The sequence below is a fragment of the Streptomyces sp. JLYT201 genome (assembly GCF_059448825.1).
The window spans coordinates 6,455,110-6,471,989 of sequence record NZ_CM182551.1; the positions used below are offsets into that span (position 1 = coordinate 6,455,110).

Consider the following 16,880-nt stretch of genomic DNA (forward strand, 5'->3'; position numbering starts at 1 on the left):
CCCCGGGGCGCGGACGACGGGCCGGTCACTGCGGCTCCAGGGCGTAGCCGGTCCGGCGGGGCGCGCCGCTGCGGGTGATCGGGCTGTCGTGCAGCTGGCCGACGAGGATCCACCGGGGCCGTTTGCCGGTGGCGGCGTCGACGACGTGGGCGCGTGCGTCGCCGGGCCGGTAGGACTCGATGAGGAGTCGGGTGGTCTCGTGGGGGTTGCAGGAGCGGTAGGTCTGGCCGGTCTGGATCATGCGGCGGTCCCGTGGTCGAAGTCGGCCTCCAGGGAGGCGATGACGGCGCGCTCGTGGGCGTCGAGCGGGGCCCCGTCCCGGTGCGTGCGGGCGGCGGCCGGACGTGGGCAGTCGGGCGCGGGCCGGGCGGCGAGCTCGGCGCGGCGGGCGTGGAAGCGGGCCCGGCGGTCGAGTACGGCCTCGCGGCGCCCGCACCAGGCGAGGACCGCCGCGCCGTAGACGGTGGCGAAGGCGGCGGGCCAGTAGTCGGTGGTGGCGGTGGCCGCGGTGGCGGCGAGGAGAGTCCAGGCGCCGGCGCGGCAGGCGAGGGCGCGGTGGTGTGGGGTCATGGCTGGCTCCCGAGGATCGCTTGGGCGACGGCGAGGGCGTGGTCGCCGTCGATGGCGACGGCGTATTCGTCGGTGCCGTCCTGCGCGATACGTCCGGCGATCACGTCGGCTTGCAGGTCCAGCCAGTCGGCGAGAGCGAGCCCGACGCCGGGGTGCATGGCGGCGATGTACTCCAGGTCGCGGCCGCCGCGGTCTCGTGAGTGCCGGCCGTTGGACCACGTCGGCACCATGGCCACGGTGCACTGCTCGCGTTTGCCCGTGGTCGGGTCGGTGCCGTCGATCCACGAGCCGCGTTCTCCCTCGGGCAGGGGCGCGGTGACGGTGGACTTGTAGCGGGTGTTGAGCGGGCGCTTCCACGGGCCGGGGGTGGCGTCGGTGGCGATTTTGCGCATGTTCGCGGCGGCGGTGCGGAGTTCGTCGGTGGGGTTGGTCATGGGCTGACCTCGATCTCTGAGAGCGGGACGCGGCGTTCGAGCTGGCGGTGGAGCTGGCGGACCCGGGCTGTGGCGCCTGGGTCGCGGCGTGAGAGGGCGCGGCGGGCGAGCGGTGGGAGTTGGTTCCAGCAGGTCCAGCACAGGTACTGGTGGGGGCGGCGGGTGCTGTGGCAGGTGGGGTTGGGGCAGGGCGTGGTCATCGCTGCTCGCCCGTTCGGCGCCGTAGCTCATCCTGTGCGGCGAGGCGCTGCTGTGCTTCGGTGAGGCACTCGCGGTACGGCTTGCCGGTCTCGGCTTGGATCTGGCGGGCGAGCTTCTGCGCGGGAGTGCGCTTCTTCTTGGTCACGGTTGGCTCCTGGTGCGAGTGGGGCGGCGAGGGCCTGAGCGCCCGCCTGGGGCTCGTGCGTGGCGGCGGGCGTGGATTCGGGCCTGGAGGCGTCCGCGAGCCCAGGAGGGGCGCCTGTGGCCGTTTCTGAGGGTGTTCCAGGCCCACGCGACGGCGGCGGTGAGGCTGGCGACGGCGAGCGCGAAGGCCGCAGCGAAGATGACGATCCACACCGCGAGGGCGCGGAGCAGGACGAAGGCCGTGGCGATCGCGTCGCCGATCACGTCGGCTCCGGGGTGTGCTCGGCCTCGATGACGACCGTGGTGGTACGGCGGGCGATGCGGTACTCGAACTCCGGCCGCATGCGGCGGCGGGCGGTGAGCCTGGCCAGCACGAAGTCCAGGTCGGTCGACGTGCTGCTGCACTGCTCCCAGGAGCCGTCGGGCTGCGCGGCCTGCACGAAGTACTCGACGGTCGTTCGCCGGTCCTCGAAGCGGGCGTTGATGGCCGGGTAGAGATCCGGGAAGGCGAAGCAGGCGTCGACCACCAAGGCCATCGTCTGCGAGTCCTTCAGACAGCCCTCTGACCGGTCGCGCATGAGGCCCTGGACGTAGCCCATGACGGCGGCATCGTGGAACAGCGCCCGCTCGCGCTCGGTGAGCGAGTCGAGGAACGCGGCGACGGCTTCGGCGCGGGCGTTCTCCCGCTGCTCGAAGTAGGCCAGCAGCGGTGCAGGGAGGTCGGTGGTCACCGGACTTCACCTGCCTGCTGCGCCTTGTCGGCCATGCGGCGCAGCTCGGCGTCGGCAAGAGCGAGGAGCCAGCGGCGCACGCCCTCGGCCGCAGCGGAGTGGACGTTCAGGTACGCCCCGTTCGCGGCGTCGCGGAACGCCTCGGCCCGGATCGCGGCCCGGTCGGCGGGCGCAGACGGCGCGGCGGCCTGCTGCCCGCCGTGCAGCGGGTGCCCGTCGAGCGCGGCCCGGATCCGCACCACCGCCTCCTGCTGCATCGCGGCCCGCTGCGTGTCGGGCTCGGTGCGCGTCTCCCCGTCGATCGCATCGGCCACCGCGCGGACCCGAGCCAGTGCGGCGCGGGGGTCGGTCCGCTTGTGGTGGTCGGCTTCGGCCTTGGCCATCAGCTCGTCGTGCTCGACGTCGATCGGCCGGACGTGGCGGCCAGGCTTCTCGGTCATGGTCTTCCTCAGGTGATCGTGATGGACTTGGTGGTGCGGCCGCCCCGATACCCGCGGGGCGGCCGTCCTGCTGCTCACTACTCCGCGGCGGCCTCGTCGGGCTCCACACCGGCGTCGTGGAGCGCCCGGCCGAAGTCCTCGACGAGCGCGGTCCTTACCTCCTCGGGCACGTCCGGGGAGAACGCGAAGTGCACCCGGGCCAGGGGCCGGTGGTCACCGTTGATGGTGATCGCGTGCTCGGTGGACGGCGTCAGGCCGTCGGCGCCGAGGTTGATCGCCCACGCGGACACGTCGGCCGCGCCGGTGATCAGGTCGTGGATCTTCCGCTGCGCCTCGCTGTACGCCGCGCCGTCGTCGGCCGAGTGGGGCAGGAGTCCGGCCCACCGCATGCCGACGTTCTCGGTCCGGCCGTCGACGGTGCGGGTCCCCTTGGTGCGCTCGACGAACTCGTTCTCCATGGACTCGCCGACGCCCATGAGGTCAGGGTCTTGGAGGAGCTCGGCGTGTTGGCGGGCGGCTTCGTGGCGGAGGTCGGCGTCGGTGTACGGGCGGTCGGTCATGGTGCTCCTTCGTGGTGTCGGGTCGGTGTTCGTGGCGCTCACTGCTGCGCGGTGTCGCGTGTCGGCCACCACTTCTCGTGGGCGTCCTGCCGGCACAGCGCGCACAGCCCGTCGTGCCGGGTCCGGGTCTCGCACCCGCGGCACGTCGACGTCGGCCGGGCCGGGGGCTCGCCGCCGCGCATGACGGCCACGCAGGCCGCACACAGGCCCTCGGGCAGCTCGGCGTCGGGCTGGGTCTCGACGAGCTGCTCCGCGGGGACGACGGCGAGGGCGGCGCAGCCGGTGAGGGCGAGGGCGCCGGGTTCGGGGGCGGGGAAGAAGACCGGGGCGGGGAGGACGTGCCGGTACTGCGGGTCGGCGTCGGCGTAGGGGCTGTGGGGGTTGGGGGTGAGGCGGTCGGTCATGTGCTGCTCCTGGGGTTGGTGTGTGCTGGTTGGTGGGGTGGCTGGTTGGAGCGGTCAGGCGGTGGGGTGGCTGGGGCAGTGGTTTTCGGGTGGGGCTCGCGACGCTCGTCCTCGTCCCTTTAGGGGGACGAGGGACGGGACGAGGTCGCTGACGTCGTCCCCACCTCGTCCGGGACGAGGTCGGGACGAGGTCGTGGGGGGTGTGTTTGTGCTGGTGGGGTGGGGTGCGACCTCGTCCCGTGATGGTGTGTCAGATCGGGACGAGGTGCGTTTCAAGATCGGGACGAGGTCGTTACGGCTGTGGCCTGCGGTTTTGCGGTGACCTCGTCCCGCGCGGACCATGATCGGGACGAGGTCGGGACGACGTGACTCGCTGGTAACTTCGGTGCTTTTGGAGAACCCCCAGGTCGCCTCTCGCCGGGCGGCCGCCGGGGTCCACCTCGTCCCGATCTCTGGGACGAGGTCGGGACGAGGTCGGCGCCTCGCTGACCAGCGGAAACCTGGCGTGCGCAGCGGGCCGTCCGAAGATCGGGACGAGGTCGCGGCGTGAGCCGGGACGAGGTCGTTGCGCGCGGCGGTCACGACTCGCCTCCGTCCTCGGCCGGAAGCCGGTGCAGGGTCGCGCTGCGGGGCCCGGGCTCGGCCACCACGCGACCGGCGTGGACCAGGCGGGTCAGGGCCCGGCGTGTCACGGATGCCCGGCCGGAGATGAGCTCCTCCACGGCCTTCTTGCTCATCGGCTCCTTGGCCTTGGCGACGATCTTCAGCACCTGCTCCTCGCGCTCGCGGATCTCCTCCTCTTCCTGCGCGGCCTTCTTCTCCTCGGCGGTCTGCTCGGCCGGGTCCGGGGCGTGCTGGATGGGCGGGTAGAGGTGCGCCTCGGCGAAGTCCTCGCCGTTGGAGCGGATGACGAGGTCGGCGAACCAGTGCATGGGGTTGCGGCCGCCGGGCAGGGCGTGGCGGCGGACTTGGGCGGGCCGGTCCTTGGCGATGCGGAGCCGGGAGCGGCCTTCGGTGTTGATGCCGAAGGGGCGGACGGCTTCGAGCATGTACTGGACGCCGTCGACGGCGTTGAGCTTGTGGACGCCGCCGAGGGCGTAGCGGCCTCTGCTCTCGTTGTTCTTGACGACGTGGTCGAGGGGGACGACGGCGGCGCCGGTGTCGGCGAGGGGGCGCAGGAGCATGCGGCCGAACTTGGCGATCTCGGTGTTCTCTTTGAGCTCTAGGCCGAGCATGACCATGGCCTCGGTGACGCCGTCGACGATGATCAGGGAGGGGCCGAGGTCGCCGATGCGGGCGATGAACGCCTTGAGGGCGGCCGGGGTTGGGGTGGTGCCGGGGCGGACGTAGTGGAACTTCTGGATGAGGTCGTTCGGGTTGGCGCCGATGAGGAGGAGGCGGGAGACGACGCCTTCTTCGGAGTCCTCGAAGTCCATGTAGACGACGTGGTTGCCGCGGTTGATCTCGGTGAGGCAGGAGACGAGGGCGACCCAGGACTTCCCGGCTTCGGACTCGCCCTGGATGCCGTTGACGCGGCCGGGGTAGAACAGGCCGATGCCGTCGTCGCGGGCGCCGGCGGTGGGCTGGACGGGCTTGTGGGAGCCGTCGAGGACAGGGGCGAGGTCGGTGAACGACCAGCCGGTGTCGTCGGTGCTGCGGGGCCCGGTGGCTTGGGTGGCGCGGGTGACGCGTTCGCGGACGAGGTCGAGGACGTCAGCGAGGTCCCCCTCACCGGAGCGGACGAGGCCTGCGGCGCGGTCGAGTTCCTCGACGGCGCGGCGGCGTACGGCGGTCTCGTGGACGATCTCGGCGTAGTACTCGGCGTTGGCCGCGGTGGGGACCTGCTGGACGAGGTTGTGGAGGTAAGCGGCGCCGCCGACGCGCTGAAGTTCGCCGCGCTTGGTGAGTTCGGCAGCGACGGTGACGGGGTCGACCTGTTCGCCGCGGACGGCCATCACGGTGATGGTGTCGTAGATCGTTTCGTGGGCGGGCCGGTAGAAGTCGGGGCCTTCGAGGACCTCCTTGACCTCCGCGATGGCGCGTTCGGACAGGAGCATGCCACCGAGGACGGACTGTTCGGCGTTGAGGTCCTGCGGGGGCAGGCGCCGGAGGCCGTCTTCGTCCGCCGTGTCGCGCGGGATGTGGCGGACGTTGTCCACGTGGGGCTCCTCAGAACAGGGTGTCGGGCTCGGGTGCGGGCCGGACGGGTGGGGCCGTGCAGCGGTGTTCTGTGACGTGTGGGTGGGGGCAGTTGGGCGGGTGGGTGGAGCCGAGCCAGGTGAGTTGGCGGGCGCCGAGGCTGGTGGTGCGTAGGCACCAGATGAGCCGGTTGGGGCCGCGTAAGGCCTGCTGCTCGGCCGGGGTGAGGGGGGTGAGGTCGGCGGTGACGGTGAGGGCGGCGCGGTCGCCGACGAGCTGGCGGAGGACGGGGACGCCGCACGAGGGGCAGGTGTGGGGGCCGCCGCCCCTCGCACGGGCGGCCATCACGCGTCCGCTGTCGTGCTGGCGAGGCGCCCGGGCCCGGGCTGTGGTTCGGGGCGCCGGGCAAGGGCGGCAGGGGTGTGGGCGGGGCAGCGCCAGCCGGTGAGGTACCGGCGGACGCCGTCCGCAGCCTGGCACCGGCGGCGCTCGGGCCCGATCCAGTGGCCGCAGGTGCGAACCTGCCTGGAGCCCCTCATGCCGCGGCCTTCGAAGTGCCCGTGCGGCGCAGCCGGTTGTCCGCGTCCGTGTTCGCCCGGCGGCACGCGGCACAGGCCACCTCACCGTGCTTCTTGTGCCGCTGGTAGCCCGCCCGGGTTCCGCACAGTGCACCCTCGTCGCGGAGCATCCCGTCTGTGAGGTGGTCGGCGCGATGGCACTCCTTGCCGCAGGTACGGCGTACGGGCCCCACCGGCTCACGGCCATGGCCGAGGAGGAACGCGGCGCGCAGGGAGGTGTACTTGGCGCCCTGGAACTTCAGCTGCTTGGCGCCGTACCACAGGACGTGGCCGTCCTTGGTGCGGGCGGTGCGGCGGGCGAACGCCTCTGCCAGGGTTCGTGGCGGCGGCTGCCTCTGGGGCTTCGGCTTTGGAGGCTTGATGGCGCTGGGCTGGTGGCCGTGCTGCTTGGCCAGGGCGCGGCGTTCTGTGTCGGTGAGCCCGCCGCGGACGCCCCATTGGTTGTCGTCGGTGTTGAAGGCGTCGATGAGGCATTCGCGCCAGACAGGGCAGGGGCGGCAGACTGATTTGGCGCGGGCGATGGCGGCGGCGTTCTTGTCCGGGAACATCCAGTCGGGGTCGATGTTCTTGGCGCGGCAAGCTGCCTTGGTCGGCCACTCGTGGGCGGATTCCGTGTCAGGGACGGAGTTGGTGTAGCTCATCGCGTGGTCACCGCCTCGCGGTCGGGCCACCGCACCGAGTCGAGGGCGCGGCGCCGGTCGTCGGCGACGACAGCGAGCGGGTAGCCGAGCCAGTGCAGGCCCATCGCCATCAGGACGTAGGCGTCGGCCTCGTCGTACCGCGCGGGCCCTTCGGTGGTGATGCCGTACGTGTCGGCCACGGCCTGCCGCAGGATCGCCTTGAGGCCCGTGCCTTTCAGCCGCTTCCCGGTCTCCGGGTCGGTGGGCGCCGCGGTGCCGACCGCGTAGATCATGCGCTGGCCCGGGGTGACGACGGCGTAGGGGATGCGGCGCTTCCACAGGGCGTGGCGGACCATCCACCGCATCGCGGCGAGGGCGTCGGCGCCCTGGTTGTTGTGGCCGTAGGCGGCGCCTTCGATGACGACGAGTGCGGCGTGGCGGGTGTGGTCGGCGATACCGGCGAGTTGCTGCTCGAAGCGGGAGTGCTGGGACTGGCCGCGCGCGCGGACGTAGTCGGTCCAGCCCTCGCCCGCGATGCCGGTGATGCCCATCGCGACGTCGAGGCCGATCACCTTGGGGACGCTGGTGGTGGGCCGGGGCCCGGCCGCCGCGGGGGCGGCCGGAGCCTCAGAGCTGGCCAGAGGCAGCATCATGACGCACCCCCAGGAGGCGGTGTCTCGGCCTGGCACGTCCAGCAGCGGCGGGACCCGTCACGGCGCATGGCGTGGAACGTGATGCGCTGCTCGGCCGGGCAGGGCGCGGACTCGTTGGCGACGACTTCGTCCTGGTCGAGGAGCAGCTCCAGCTCGGCCTCGTCGAGCAGGCCGTACGTGATCGGGCCGTCGGCCGCGATGACCGGGTCGTCGGGGAGCAGGACTACGTGTGGCCGGTGCCGGCCGTTCGGGCGGAAGACCTGGCGTAGGACTCTTAGAGGGCTGGTCATGAGTTCTCACCTGCCTGGCGCGGGGCCGGGATGAGCGGCCACTCGGTGCGCACGGTGTCGGCCTGGTGCTCCTTGCCGGGCGTGCGCCGGAAGTAGTCCGCGAGGCCCTCGGCCTGCTCGCGCGCCCACTCGATCTGCTTCTCGTGCAGGAAGTCGAGCGACGCCGAGCCGATCGACGGCTCTTTCTGCCCGATGCGCCAGGCGACCCGGCACGCGGCGATCGCGTCGGCGTCCGCCGAGTGCGCGCCGTCGAGCCGGACCTGGTAGGTGCGGCAGAGATCTTCGAGCTTCCGACCGCCGCGCCGGTACCGATCGATCTTCTTGTCCAGAACGCGGGGATCGATGACGCGCAGGTCGTCGCCGACAGTGTCGACGAGCGGCTGCACGCCGTGGCGGCGCGCCTCACGGTCGAGCATCGTCAGATCGAAGCTCGCGTTCATCGCGACGACCGGGGTCCCGGCGAGGACGACCTCGGCGAGCGCGGCGACGACCTGCTCGACGACCTCGGCCGCGGGGCGCCCCTCGGCGCGGGCCTGCTCGGTGGTGATCCCGTGGACCTTCGCGGCTTCCTCGGGGATCTCGACGCCGGGGTCGGCGATCCAGGTTGCGGACTGGGTGGGGTGTCCGGCGCCGCACTGGACGACGCAGGCGGTGACGATGCGGTCGGTCTCGACGTCGACGCCGGTGGTCTCCAGGTCGAAGCCGCACAGACGGCCGGTGTACCAGGGGCTCACGCGCCACCCCCGGTCCGCTCGCCATAGATCCGGCGCCCGAGATCGTCGAGGGTCTCCCAGTCGCCGGTCTCGTTCTGCACCTTTCGGCCGAGCATCCGCAGGTTCCCCAGCTCGTAGCCGATCTGCTGGAGACGGCCGGGCGACGTCTTCTTGTCGAGGATCTCGTCGCGGTACGACTCCGCAGACCGGGCCGGTGCCTCGTTGCCGCGCACCGTGGCGTCGGCGTCCGGGTCACGGTCCTCGGTCGGGACCATGCCGCCGGTCAGCATCAGCGTCCGCAGCGCGACCGACTGCGCCTTCGGCGTGGAGCGGCTGCCGGTGTCGGTGGCCTCGCCCATGGTCTGGGTCTCGATGAAGTCGCCGCTGGGGCCGTACACGCGGTAGGTCACCGAGGCGGTGCACTCGCGCATCTTGCCGCCCTTGGCGGTGGTGATGTCCCGGTACTCCGCCGTGGTCTTCACGGGGAAGACGGCGACCCCGTGCTTACGGCAGATCGGCCCGAAGGCGTTGTAGACGGCGTCCACGCCACGGAAGTTGAAACGCCCGGCACTGCCGCCCTCGAAGCGCTGCGCCTTGCGCACGACCCGGACGTCGCCCATGACGCGCAGCCAGGCGGTGATGGCGTCGACCTTGTCCGGGTCGCCGGTGAGGTCGGCGTCGCTGACGTCCGGCTCCTCGTACGGGCCGGGATCATAGGTGGTGTCCGGCTGTTCGTCGGTGGCCGAAGTGCGGCCCGCGGCTGCGGCTGCGTTCTCGCGCAGTCCCATCAGGAGTCCCCCTTGAAGTTCTTGGCGATGGCCAGGCGCTCGCCCGGCTTGGCCGTCACGCAGGCCGCGTAGGCGTCCGGCCAGCGCTCGGCGAGGAGTTCGAGGTCGATGGCCGGGCGGCCGTTGGTCGGCTCCATCGAGAAGGCGCGCTCGCCGTTGACGTGGGCCTCGCGGGCCCCGCCGAGGGCGGCCAGGAGCCGGGCCTTCGCGGCGTCCTTGTGCTTCTTCGCGTCGCGCTCGGCGAGCCGCGCGTGCTCGTAGTCCGTGAGCGCGTCGATGGCGTCGATGTGCCGGTCGATGTCGACGGTTCCGGCGCGGTCGGGGTGCATGCGCCGGTACAGGTCGACGAGGACCTCGCCGTCACCGACCGGCTCGGGCGGCTGCGCGGCCCGGACCTGGCCGAACCAGAAGCGCTCGCACGCGGTGACGACGTCCGCCGTCACGTCGGTGTGCTGGTCGGCGCGCACGGTGCCCTGGTGGTACTCGTTGCCGCCGATGAGGACGGCGTAGTGCATGTGCTCGTAGCCGTTGACCGCGATCTGCCACAGCATCTGTGCGAGAACGTCGTCCGGTGGCCCGGCGTGCCACTGCGCGGACTTGAACGCCGAGCGGGTCTTCACTTCGAGGGCGCACGGGGTGCGGTCCTCGGTGAGCGGGCACTCGGTGACGCGCCGGTCCAGCGTGGTGAGCATCCACGGGTTGGCCTCGTGCGCGACGAGGCCGACGCGGCGGATCACGGAGCGGTTGCGCATCGCCCAGTGACGGGCGACGGGCTCTTCGTGGACGGTGCCCCAGTAGGCGGCCTCGCCTGCGTCATCGGGGAGTTGGTCGTGCTTGTCGTGGTAGACGTGCAGGGGGGTGCGTTCCTTGACAACGCCGAGGATGGCGGGGACGTCGGAGGAGCCGATGCCGGAGCGGCGGGCGGTGAGCCAGTCGGCGCGGTCGGCGTCGGCGGGGAGGATGAGGCGGCCGGTCGGGGTGACCTTCCGGCCGGGCGCCGAGGCCGCGGTGGCCCCGGCGCGCACGGTCGTCGTCATGCGGCACCTCGCAGCGGCTGGCACGAGCAGCCGGTCGACACCCGCGGGTCGCAGTGCTCCTGATGCCGTAGCGCCACGGGCGCGGGCGGGCGGAGCATGGTGGTCGGCCACACCGCGCGGCCGTACGCGGCCTCGTGGCGGGCGGCGATCGCCCGGGCCCCAGCCGCACCGGCGAGAACCTCACCGCGCTCGATCTGCCCGAGCACCCGCTCGGCGTCATCGCGTGGCGTCATCGCGCGCCACCTCCCAGGTACCGCACGAGGACCAGGCACCCGTACTCCGTGAGCCGCAGATTGGTCTCGAACGCACCGACCGGCAGGTAGGGCAGCGACGTGCGCAGCTTGGCCCGGCCGCCGATCCGGATGTCGTGGGCGGTGCCCTCGGCGGACTGCCGGGACCGGTACTCGCCGACCAGCTGCCAGTGGCCGGGGGCCTGGCGGGCGCGGGCGGCGACGGCGGCGTGGTTCACGCGCGGCCGATGAACGAGGCGGCTCATCGGCGGTCCTCCTTCGGGGACTGCACGCCCGCCACGTCGAACCAAGCCTCGGCGTCGCGGTGTGGGAGGCCGCTGGTCTCCTCGCCGTCGATGGGGGCGCCCATGGCGGTGGCGGCGGCGAGAGCGAGCGTCGCGTGAACCTGCGCCTCGGCGACGAGGCGCGCGGATCGCTCGGGGGTGCTGTCGTCCTCCCACCCCCTGAGCAGGCGACGTTCGGCCTCGCGATAGTGCTCGGGCCCGGTCATGAGCGGCCGTCCTTCCTGGTGGCGAGGAGGTAGAAGCGGCCGGACTCCGGCCCATGCACGGTGAGGTGACCCCGGCGGGCGAGCTCGGCCAGGTCGTGAGCGCAGGTGCTGCGCTTCGGGTCGGTACCGAGGCGGCGTCGCACGTCCTGCACGCGGGCAGTGGTCCACCGGCCGCCGTGGGTGCGGATCGTGTCGAGGAGCTGCTCCAGGCGCCGCTCGCGAGACGAGCCCGTGTCGCCGGGGGCAAGCCAGCGGGCGACCTTCGTGCGGGTCTCGACGTCCAGCAACAGGGCGACGGGGCGCCCGTCCTCGGCGACCGCGCCGATGGTGAGCACGGGCTCCTCTTCGGGCGCGGGCTCGATGGCCACGTCGAAGCGGGACACGATCAGCGGCTCGGGCAGGGCCGTCTCGGGCAGCATCAGCAGGTTGTCCGGCCGAATGGCGCCGCGCTTGGCCTTCGACGCCAGCACACTGATCGCGTCGGCCCGGACCTTGTCCTCGTGAGTGCTGCCCGCGCGCTCCTCGCGTGCCTTCTTGACCAGCCAGGCGACGACGTCCGCGGTGGGCAGCATCTCCGGAATAGCGCTCCGCTCGCGCAGCCGCTCGACCTCGGCGGCCAGCACCCGCCCGATCTCCGCGAGCGTGGCCTCCGACGACGAGCCGCCGTACGAGGCGGTCGACCACGTCGGCGCCGTGCGCTCCTGGTACTGCCGCAGTCGCGCGATGGCGACGTCCGGCGTCATGACGGACTCGCTCATGCGGCAGCACCACCCTCGCGCGGCGCCGGGACCACCACGGCCGGGGCCGGGGCCACCGCCTGCAGCCGGTCCGCCAGCTGCGCCACCGCGGGCCCGTACAGCGGCAGTTCGAAGCCGATCGCGGTCGTCAGCTTCTCGACGAGGAGGTCCTCCGGCTCCCACCCGTCATGCCGGTGGGCGTCGGCGTTGCGGCGGTCCTCCTCGATCTCCACCAGGAGATCCATCAGGTCCGGGTTGTCCACGATCGTGGTGATCACGGACGTGAGGTAGTGCTCGACGTCCAGCGTCGCGCCCGACGGGAGGCGGCGGACGTACAGCCGGAACGGGCCGGTGACGGCCGGGCGGCGGAAGAGGCGGTGCCAGATGAGGCGGATGCGGTTCATCGGGTGGCTCCCTTCGGAGCGGAGAGGGAGAGGAGGAACAGCACCGCGGCGGCCGTCAGCACGAGGTGCACGTACGCGACCAGCACGGCCGCGCGCAGCCAGGCGGGCGTCAGGTGCTCGGCGTCGACGAGCAGCAGCCACGGCGCGATCGACGCGGCGAACACGCTGGTGGCCAGGCAGATTGCGCCAGCGATCTCGGACGGGGACTCGGCGATCATTCGTCGGCCTCCTCGTCGTACGCGGAGGCGACCTCCAGCGGCGTCACGACGTAGCCGGTGCCGCGGATCAGCGCACCGATCTCGGCTGGGGTGACTTCCAACTCGTATTCGGCCTGATCGCGGACATCGTCGGTCCACCAGCTCAGGTGCCGGATAGAACCGGCGGGCTCCTCCTGCCGGACCTTGGCCTCGCAGTGGGCCTGTGCGGCCTCACGGGTGGTGTACAGGCCCATCACGATCGACTCGTGCGACGCCCGGAACACCGTCAACGGCGGCGCTTCGGCGGGCTCGTCCTCGCTGACGGCCTGCGTCGGCGCGCCCTCCGCGAGGAACGCGGCGACCACCGGGAACATGGCGTCCACGGAACGCCGGGCAGCCGCCTCTTCCACCGACGAGCCCGCCACGCTCTCCCAGGCCCCGTACGCCACGGCCCTCTGCACGAGCACGGCCTCAGGCCAGCAGTCCCGATACCGGCGGAGACGGGCCTCCTGCTCGGCTCGGTCGGTCAGCGTGCCGTCGCACAGCACGTCACCGTCCGGCATGCGGATGCCGTACTCGACCGCCGCGACCTCCGAACCCGGGCCCACCGGCACCGGCAGCACATCCGCCGACCCGATGATCCCGAGCTCAGCCAGATCCGCCAGCGACGCCAGCACGCACTCCGGAACACCCGGCACCGCACCAGCCACCGCGTACAGAGCGCGGCCGTCCACCGTGACCGCATGACGCAGCCACGACACGTGATCCCGGGTCGTCACCGCGACCGGGTCATGCGACGACGGGGCGCTCATGCCGCCACCTCGCAGGCATCCGCGGCCGACTCCAGCACCGCCACCGCCGACTCCGTCGTACGGCCCTCGGCGTCGCCCCACTCGTCCACGTGGAACGCGAGCGCCATCTCGTCCGTGGCGTACGGCTCCTCACCGCGCACGAGCAGCCGGTGCGCGAGGAACGCGACCGCCCGGCGGGACTCATCCGACGGCCGGTGCGGGTCCGCGGTCGTCACGTAGTTCAGCGACGCCACGATCGACATCGGCCGCATCGCGTGCGGCGTCGTCAGGCGCCGGTCGAAGGGGTCCTCGACGAAGTCGCCTTGGTGCAGCGTGTTCGTGGCGAGGATGCGCGCAGCGGCGCGGAAGGTCTGAGGGTCGGCAGCGAGTCCGCTGGTGGGCGGTCGATCGCTAAGGTGTGTGGTCACGGTGACCTCTTGCTTTCTGTGGGTTGGAGGCGCCGTAGTCGTGGGGGTCGCCGGGCCGGGAAGTCGGGCGGCCCCTGCGGCGCGCGGGGTGAAATTCAGGCGGCGTCGGTGTCGGCGGCGCTGGCCGCCTTCCGGGCCTTCCTTGCCAGGACCCGGGCTGTCGGGCCCGCCAGGATGGGGCGGAGCCAGTCGATGACCTCGGGATCCGGGTCAGGGGCGGCGGCGACGCGCTCATGGATCTGAGCGATGACGTCGGGGCCGAGTAGCGCGAGGCGCTCTCCCGGGGTCACGCCGCGGCCTCGATCGGGACGCGCTTCATGACGCTGCGCAGATCAATGCCGTACGTCTCGGAGATGCGCATCGCGGAGTTCAGGTCGGGCTGTGCCTCGCCGCTGAGAATTCGGTAGACGGATGACTCGGAGATACCGGTGCGGCGGGAGATGGCGTAGCCGGTGGTGTCCTTGGCCTTCGAGGCGATCTCCAGCAGCTTGCTGACGTCCAGGCGGAACACGTGCTCACTCCTCCCGTTGCTGGTAGCAGGGGATTCCTTGCTCACGAGCAAGACTCTGGCACGAGTCTCCCTCCCGCGCAAGGGTGCTTGCAGGGTAGGGAGGGTGAATTTCGGCAAGGCTCTGCCGATTGAAGCGCTTCCACCTGCGCATATGCAGATTCCTGGCCGACGAGTGACCCTTGCTAGGGAGGGCGAGTCTGGCTTACTCCCTAGGTAGGGAGGTAGAGTTCCGGAACATGACGAACGCCCGCACCCCCACACGCGCGCAGCAGTTCGCCGCCGTCGTAGTGCCGGCCGCCGAGCGCGCCGGATACCAAGGCTTCGGCGCCAAGGCCCGTTTCGCCCGAGACACCGGCATGGCCGAGAGCAGCGTCAGTCGACTTTGGCTTGGAAAGACCCTTCCCGAGCCGCGCTTCTACGCCAAGATCGCCGAACTGGTAGGCGTAGACCTGGGTGACCTCCTCGTGCAAGGAGGCGTTCTGTCACCCGAATCGCTCCAGTCACTGTCCGAAACAGATCGATCGCAGGTACGCTCTACCTTCACTCCGGAGGAAGCGGCCGATCGGCTCGGAATCCGTGACGAAGTGGGGCGCCAAATGCTCTACGCAACCATCGAGCGCCTCAAGCGTCTTGAAGATGACGCCCCCGAGAGTGACAGCGGGGGTGCAGCAGCACAGATGTGATGCGGGGGTGCACATGGGGCAAATGCACGGAGCACTGGCCATGGCTACGGCAGGCACTGCTGTAACCCTGTCGGTCGGCCTGTCGGTGGCCATCTACGGCGCCCTGCGCGGCGACCTGGCACACACACTCGGTGGCACGTGCCTCAGCTTGACCTCGCTGATGGCGATCGCGTTGGTCTTTCTTCACCGCTGGGTCACCGACACCAGAGATGAGCGGCGAAGCCTCGCGGACGCCACCAGACGGGCGCAAGACGAATGCACCCGCTACATCGCAGCCCAGGCGGCACTCGAAGCGGAACAGGCGAGGTTGAACCGCGACGCCGCAGCCGAGCGTCAGCAGATGGTCGCACGGCTCGATACCGAACGACGCTCGCTCGCAGACGAGTTCGAAGAGAACCGATCCACTCTGATTTGCCAGAGCTTTGAGCAGGGGTTCCGCGCGGCTCGCAGTGGCGAACTGGCCGAACCTCAAGCTCAGAACAACCTCATTCGCTTCCCGAGGCAGCCGCAGAATCGTCTTCCCGAGCACCAGCGCCCCGGCCAGACCGTCGTGCCTTGAAGCCGGGCTCGTTAACAAACGTCAACCGGATACGACCGGGCTCGATCGCCCGCACACCGCGGGCCCGCGCTTTGAACAACTGGATGTTCACCACGGCCCGCAGGACGGTCCGCCTCTGCTCAATGGTCATCTCCTCGGACCATGCCTCAGCGCGATCCTCCCGGCTCAGCAAAGCCTGAACTACAGGCGGAGCCCCAGTGGGAACATCCGCCTCGCTCTCGGCTTCGTCGATCAAGGGGAGCAGACGGCTCTCCAGTGCGGCCAAGGAGGCGACCGACAGCACCGGCGTCACGCCGTCCTCCTTGAAAGAGGAGGCGTTCTCCCGGGCCTCCTGGAGTTGTAGCTCCAGCGCAGCCTTCCGAGCGCGCGCCCGCTCCGCCGCTTTCTCGTGGTCGACGGACTGGAAGAACGCGCGAGCTGCCTTCGAACCGAGCCACGTGAGTACCGCCTCCTCGACGTAGGCCTCCAGTTTCGCCTTCCGCATCACCGTGTCGTAGCGCTCGCCGCACTGGTACCACAGGTGCCCCCGGGCCTTGAGAACCTTCAGGTACGGAGCCTCGCTGCACTCGCCGCACGTACCCAGGAACGACAACACGTGCTTGACCCTGGAATCATGAGTCCGCGCCCGCTCGGGGGCCCCAAGGATCGCCTGTACGGCGTGATACACCTTGATGAACTCCTCATCGTCGTCCCCGTTCGAGATCGGCGCCCACGTCGCTTCGCCAAGAACCTCGCCCTGGTGCACCCGCAGACCTGCGTACGCCGGGTTCCGGAGTATCCCCGAGAGGTGGTAGTACTCCCACCGGTACCCAGGCGTGCGATCTCCCGAAGCCCGCAAGTCCTTGAGGATCGAATACGCGCTGTCGCCGGCAGCCACGCGGTTGAAGATGTCGACGACGATTGGCCCGCGCTCCTTGTGGACGTACTGCTCGATGAGATCACCAGTGTCGGGGTCGTACCGACGGGCGTACCCCCACGGGATGCGACCGTGAGGGGCGCCCTTCTTCGCCTGAGAGCGGGTCGTCCGCAGGACGCGGTCACGGATTCCTTCAGCCTCGTCCTCGGCCGCGATGGCGTCTTGGGCGGTGGCTTTGCGGTCCTCGCGCTTGGACAGGTCGTAGACCTGGCCGTTGTAGCAGAGGAAGACCCCCGCGTTCATGCAGGCGTTGCGGAGGCGGATGTAGGCCTCGATGTCGCGGTAGTACCTGGATGCCTCCCAGGCGACGACGATGCGGCCTCTCCCGGCCTCGATCGCGGCGAGGAGGGCCTCGAAGTCCTTGCGCTGCTTGCGAGCGTGCCGGGAAGCGGAGCGGTCGACGTCTTGGTCGAACACCTCGACGACCGGCCAGCCGTGGGTGTCGCAGAGGTCGCGTCCGGACTCGATCTGCGCGGCGACACTCGTCCCCTTCTTCTTGGGGTCGCGGCTGGCGCGCCCGTAGAGGAGGGCGGGGAAAGGGCCCTTGTGCACGAGGTGGAGGTACTCGGGTGCGAGCGGCATGGCAGGACGGTAGTCCTACTCATCTGTCT

29 protein-coding genes are annotated in these 16,880 nt (G+C 71.1%); 2 read left to right on the top strand and 27 right to left on the bottom strand.

All coding sequences use genetic code 11. From position 1 onward, the window contains the following. Window positions 1-25: 25 nt before the first annotated feature. The 26 genes from AC5WAM_RS27215 to AC5WAM_RS27340 all read right to left on the bottom strand — a co-directional run bounded on the left by AC5WAM_RS27215 (window position 26) and on the right by AC5WAM_RS27340 (window position 14,111). A complete protein-coding gene (locus AC5WAM_RS27215) occupies window positions 26-241 on the bottom strand; it encodes a hypothetical protein (protein ID WP_495519105.1) in 216 nt (71 codons plus the stop codon). Then, window positions 238-570, bottom strand: coding sequence for a hypothetical protein (locus AC5WAM_RS27220; RefSeq protein ID WP_495519106.1), 333 nt, complete (start codon window positions 568-570; stop codon window positions 238-240). Before AC5WAM_RS27220 ends, AC5WAM_RS27215 begins: the two co-directional genes overlap by 4 nt. Further along, window positions 567-1,004: a hypothetical protein gene (locus AC5WAM_RS27225; RefSeq protein WP_495519107.1), complete on the bottom strand. Its 438-nt coding sequence runs from the start codon at window positions 1,002-1,004 to the stop codon at window positions 567-569. The genes AC5WAM_RS27220 and AC5WAM_RS27225 overlap by 4 nt, the downstream gene beginning before the upstream one ends. Window positions 1,005-1,200: 196 nt before the next feature. Further along, entirely contained in the window at window positions 1,201-1,350 is a 150-nt protein-coding gene (locus AC5WAM_RS27230; RefSeq protein WP_171075969.1) for a hypothetical protein, read from the bottom strand. Window positions 1,351-1,609: 259 nt separating this feature from the next. After that, on the bottom strand, window positions 1,610-2,080 hold the full coding sequence (locus AC5WAM_RS27235) for a hypothetical protein (protein WP_495519108.1): 471 nt from the start codon (window positions 2,078-2,080) through the stop codon (window positions 1,610-1,612). After that, window positions 2,077-2,520, bottom strand: coding sequence for a hypothetical protein (locus AC5WAM_RS27240; protein WP_495519109.1), 444 nt, complete (start codon window positions 2,518-2,520; stop codon window positions 2,077-2,079). The genes AC5WAM_RS27235 and AC5WAM_RS27240 overlap by 4 nt, the downstream gene beginning before the upstream one ends. A 77-nt stretch (window positions 2,521-2,597) precedes the next feature. Then, on the bottom strand, window positions 2,598-3,080 hold the full coding sequence (locus AC5WAM_RS27245; RefSeq protein ID WP_495519110.1) for a hypothetical protein: 483 nt from the start codon (window positions 3,078-3,080) through the stop codon (window positions 2,598-2,600). A 38-nt stretch (window positions 3,081-3,118) separates the two neighbouring features. After that, window positions 3,119-3,484 carry a hypothetical protein gene (locus AC5WAM_RS27250; RefSeq protein ID WP_495519111.1) on the bottom strand — a complete coding sequence of 122 codons (366 nt, stop codon included), beginning with the start codon at window positions 3,482-3,484 and terminating at the stop codon, window positions 3,119-3,121. Window positions 3,485-4,062: 578 nt separating this feature from the next. After that, window positions 4,063-5,643 carry a DnaB-like helicase N-terminal domain-containing protein gene (locus tag AC5WAM_RS27255; RefSeq protein WP_495519112.1) on the bottom strand — a complete coding sequence of 527 codons (1,581 nt, stop codon included), beginning with the start codon at window positions 5,641-5,643 and terminating at the stop codon, window positions 4,063-4,065. Between the two features lie 10 nt (window positions 5,644-5,653). Then, on the bottom strand, window positions 5,654-5,968 hold the full coding sequence (locus AC5WAM_RS27260; RefSeq protein ID WP_495519113.1) for a hypothetical protein: 315 nt from the start codon (window positions 5,966-5,968) through the stop codon (window positions 5,654-5,656). Between the two features lie 190 nt (window positions 5,969-6,158). Continuing rightward, entirely contained in the window at window positions 6,159-6,842 is a 684-nt protein-coding gene (locus AC5WAM_RS27265) for a WhiB family transcriptional regulator (RefSeq protein ID WP_495519114.1), read from the bottom strand. Continuing rightward, a complete protein-coding gene (locus tag AC5WAM_RS27270; protein WP_495519115.1) occupies window positions 6,839-7,474 on the bottom strand; it encodes a hypothetical protein in 636 nt (211 codons plus the stop codon). The genes AC5WAM_RS27265 and AC5WAM_RS27270 overlap by 4 nt, the downstream gene beginning before the upstream one ends. After that, window positions 7,471-7,764 (bottom strand): hypothetical protein, encoded by a 294-nt coding sequence (locus AC5WAM_RS27275; protein WP_495519116.1) that lies wholly within the window; start codon window positions 7,762-7,764, stop codon window positions 7,471-7,473. Before AC5WAM_RS27275 ends, AC5WAM_RS27270 begins: the two co-directional genes overlap by 4 nt. Next, window positions 7,761-8,498 (bottom strand): 3'-5' exonuclease, encoded by a 738-nt coding sequence (locus AC5WAM_RS27280; RefSeq protein ID WP_495519117.1) that lies wholly within the window; start codon window positions 8,496-8,498, stop codon window positions 7,761-7,763. Before AC5WAM_RS27280 ends, AC5WAM_RS27275 begins: the two co-directional genes overlap by 4 nt. Then, window positions 8,495-9,265, bottom strand: coding sequence for an ERF family protein (locus AC5WAM_RS27285; protein WP_495519118.1), 771 nt, complete (start codon window positions 9,263-9,265; stop codon window positions 8,495-8,497). The genes AC5WAM_RS27280 and AC5WAM_RS27285 overlap by 4 nt, the downstream gene beginning before the upstream one ends. After that, window positions 9,265-10,302 carry a YqaJ viral recombinase family nuclease gene (locus AC5WAM_RS27290; protein ID WP_495519119.1) on the bottom strand — a complete coding sequence of 346 codons (1,038 nt, stop codon included), beginning with the start codon at window positions 10,300-10,302 and terminating at the stop codon, window positions 9,265-9,267. The genes AC5WAM_RS27285 and AC5WAM_RS27290 overlap by 1 nt, the downstream gene beginning before the upstream one ends. Continuing rightward, window positions 10,299-10,535: a hypothetical protein gene (locus AC5WAM_RS27295; RefSeq protein WP_138964266.1), complete on the bottom strand. Its 237-nt coding sequence runs from the start codon at window positions 10,533-10,535 to the stop codon at window positions 10,299-10,301. Before AC5WAM_RS27295 ends, AC5WAM_RS27290 begins: the two co-directional genes overlap by 4 nt. Further along, window positions 10,532-10,798: a hypothetical protein gene (locus tag AC5WAM_RS27300; protein WP_495519120.1), complete on the bottom strand. Its 267-nt coding sequence runs from the start codon at window positions 10,796-10,798 to the stop codon at window positions 10,532-10,534. The genes AC5WAM_RS27295 and AC5WAM_RS27300 overlap by 4 nt, the downstream gene beginning before the upstream one ends. After that, window positions 10,795-11,043 (bottom strand): hypothetical protein, encoded by a 249-nt coding sequence (locus AC5WAM_RS27305; protein ID WP_495519121.1) that lies wholly within the window; start codon window positions 11,041-11,043, stop codon window positions 10,795-10,797. The genes AC5WAM_RS27300 and AC5WAM_RS27305 overlap by 4 nt, the downstream gene beginning before the upstream one ends. Beyond that, window positions 11,040-11,801 (bottom strand): hypothetical protein, encoded by a 762-nt coding sequence (locus AC5WAM_RS27310; protein ID WP_495519122.1) that lies wholly within the window; start codon window positions 11,799-11,801, stop codon window positions 11,040-11,042. Before AC5WAM_RS27310 ends, AC5WAM_RS27305 begins: the two co-directional genes overlap by 4 nt. Beyond that, complete coding sequence (locus tag AC5WAM_RS27315) at window positions 11,798-12,184, bottom strand: hypothetical protein (RefSeq protein WP_495519123.1); 387 nt, start codon at window positions 12,182-12,184, stop codon at window positions 11,798-11,800. Before AC5WAM_RS27315 ends, AC5WAM_RS27310 begins: the two co-directional genes overlap by 4 nt. Beyond that, complete coding sequence (locus AC5WAM_RS27320) at window positions 12,181-12,402, bottom strand: hypothetical protein (protein ID WP_495519124.1); 222 nt, start codon at window positions 12,400-12,402, stop codon at window positions 12,181-12,183. Before AC5WAM_RS27320 ends, AC5WAM_RS27315 begins: the two co-directional genes overlap by 4 nt. After that, window positions 12,399-13,193, bottom strand: a complete 795-nt coding sequence (locus AC5WAM_RS27325) for a hypothetical protein (protein WP_495519125.1) — start codon at window positions 13,191-13,193, stop codon at window positions 12,399-12,401. Before AC5WAM_RS27325 ends, AC5WAM_RS27320 begins: the two co-directional genes overlap by 4 nt. Next, a complete protein-coding gene (locus AC5WAM_RS27330; RefSeq protein WP_495519126.1) occupies window positions 13,190-13,600 on the bottom strand; it encodes a DUF6197 family protein in 411 nt (136 codons plus the stop codon). Before AC5WAM_RS27330 ends, AC5WAM_RS27325 begins: the two co-directional genes overlap by 4 nt. Before the next feature lie 95 nt (window positions 13,601-13,695). Further along, the gene (locus AC5WAM_RS27335; RefSeq protein WP_495519127.1) at window positions 13,696-13,890 is read right to left on the bottom strand and encodes a hypothetical protein; all 195 of its coding nucleotides are present in this window, start codon (window positions 13,888-13,890) and stop codon (window positions 13,696-13,698) included. Continuing rightward, window positions 13,887-14,111, bottom strand: a complete 225-nt coding sequence (locus AC5WAM_RS27340) for a helix-turn-helix domain-containing protein (RefSeq protein WP_495519128.1) — start codon at window positions 14,109-14,111, stop codon at window positions 13,887-13,889. Before AC5WAM_RS27340 ends, AC5WAM_RS27335 begins: the two co-directional genes overlap by 4 nt. Before the next feature lie 236 nt (window positions 14,112-14,347). Between AC5WAM_RS27340 and AC5WAM_RS27345 the strand changes: the two genes are divergently transcribed. Both AC5WAM_RS27345 and AC5WAM_RS27350 read left to right on the top strand, forming a co-directional pair. Continuing rightward, entirely contained in the window at window positions 14,348-14,794 is a 447-nt protein-coding gene (locus AC5WAM_RS27345; RefSeq protein WP_495519129.1) for a helix-turn-helix domain-containing protein, read from the top strand. A gap of 40 nt (window positions 14,795-14,834) precedes the next feature. Further along, on the top strand, window positions 14,835-15,353 hold the full coding sequence (locus tag AC5WAM_RS27350) for a hypothetical protein (protein ID WP_495519130.1): 519 nt from the start codon (window positions 14,835-14,837) through the stop codon (window positions 15,351-15,353). Here AC5WAM_RS27350 and AC5WAM_RS27355 read toward each other — a convergent pair. Continuing rightward, complete coding sequence (locus AC5WAM_RS27355) at window positions 15,280-16,851, bottom strand: recombinase family protein (RefSeq protein WP_495519131.1); 1,572 nt, start codon at window positions 16,849-16,851, stop codon at window positions 15,280-15,282. The two genes, AC5WAM_RS27350 and AC5WAM_RS27355, sit on opposite strands and share 74 nt — an antisense overlap. Window positions 16,852-16,880: the final 29 nt, after the last annotated feature.

Excerpts from the sequence above, each read along its gene's own strand:
- AC5WAM_RS27225 (WP_495519107.1), bottom strand. The coding sequence starts at position 1,004 with ATGACCAACCCCACCGACGAACTCCGCACCGCCGCCGCGAACATGCGC.
- AC5WAM_RS27220 (WP_495519106.1), bottom strand. The coding sequence starts at position 570 with ATGACCCCACACCACCGCGCCCTCGCCTGCCGCGCCGGCGCCTGGACT.
- AC5WAM_RS27325 (WP_495519125.1), bottom strand. The coding sequence starts at position 13,193 with ATGAGCGCCCCGTCGTCGCATGACCCGGTCGCGGTGACGACCCGGGAT.
- AC5WAM_RS27240 (WP_495519109.1), bottom strand. The coding sequence starts at position 2,520 with ATGACCGAGAAGCCTGGCCGCCACGTCCGGCCGATCGACGTCGAGCAC.
- AC5WAM_RS27245 (WP_495519110.1), bottom strand. The coding sequence starts at position 3,080 with ATGACCGACCGCCCGTACACCGACGCCGACCTCCGCCACGAAGCCGCC.
- AC5WAM_RS27265 (WP_495519114.1), bottom strand. The coding sequence starts at position 6,842 with ATGAGCTACACCAACTCCGTCCCTGACACGGAATCCGCCCACGAGTGG.
- AC5WAM_RS27350 (WP_495519130.1), top strand. The coding sequence starts at position 14,835 with ATGGCTACGGCAGGCACTGCTGTAACCCTGTCGGTCGGCCTGTCGGTG.
- AC5WAM_RS27345 (WP_495519129.1), top strand. The coding sequence starts at position 14,348 with ATGACGAACGCCCGCACCCCCACACGCGCGCAGCAGTTCGCCGCCGTC.
- AC5WAM_RS27275 (WP_495519116.1), bottom strand. The coding sequence starts at position 7,764 with ATGACCAGCCCTCTAAGAGTCCTACGCCAGGTCTTCCGCCCGAACGGC.
- AC5WAM_RS27215 (WP_495519105.1), bottom strand. The coding sequence starts at position 241 with ATGATCCAGACCGGCCAGACCTACCGCTCCTGCAACCCCCACGAGACC.
- AC5WAM_RS27260 (WP_495519113.1), bottom strand. The coding sequence starts at position 5,968 with ATGGCCGCCCGTGCGAGGGGCGGCGGCCCCCACACCTGCCCCTCGTGC.
- AC5WAM_RS27290 (WP_495519119.1), bottom strand. The coding sequence starts at position 10,302 with ATGACGACGACCGTGCGCGCCGGGGCCACCGCGGCCTCGGCGCCCGGC.
- AC5WAM_RS27305 (WP_495519121.1), bottom strand. The coding sequence starts at position 11,043 with ATGACCGGGCCCGAGCACTATCGCGAGGCCGAACGTCGCCTGCTCAGG.
- AC5WAM_RS27270 (WP_495519115.1), bottom strand. The coding sequence starts at position 7,474 with ATGATGCTGCCTCTGGCCAGCTCTGAGGCTCCGGCCGCCCCCGCGGCG.
- AC5WAM_RS27250 (WP_495519111.1), bottom strand. The coding sequence starts at position 3,484 with ATGACCGACCGCCTCACCCCCAACCCCCACAGCCCCTACGCCGACGCC.
- AC5WAM_RS27320 (WP_495519124.1), bottom strand. The coding sequence starts at position 12,402 with ATGATCGCCGAGTCCCCGTCCGAGATCGCTGGCGCAATCTGCCTGGCC.
- AC5WAM_RS27315 (WP_495519123.1), bottom strand. The coding sequence starts at position 12,184 with ATGAACCGCATCCGCCTCATCTGGCACCGCCTCTTCCGCCGCCCGGCC.
- AC5WAM_RS27355 (WP_495519131.1), bottom strand. The coding sequence starts at position 16,851 with ATGCCGCTCGCACCCGAGTACCTCCACCTCGTGCACAAGGGCCCTTTC.
- AC5WAM_RS27300 (WP_495519120.1), bottom strand. The coding sequence starts at position 10,798 with ATGAGCCGCCTCGTTCATCGGCCGCGCGTGAACCACGCCGCCGTCGCC.
- AC5WAM_RS27285 (WP_495519118.1), bottom strand. The coding sequence starts at position 9,265 with ATGGGACTGCGCGAGAACGCAGCCGCAGCCGCGGGCCGCACTTCGGCC.
- AC5WAM_RS27310 (WP_495519122.1), bottom strand. The coding sequence starts at position 11,801 with ATGAGCGAGTCCGTCATGACGCCGGACGTCGCCATCGCGCGACTGCGG.
- AC5WAM_RS27295 (WP_138964266.1), bottom strand. The coding sequence starts at position 10,535 with ATGACGCCACGCGATGACGCCGAGCGGGTGCTCGGGCAGATCGAGCGC.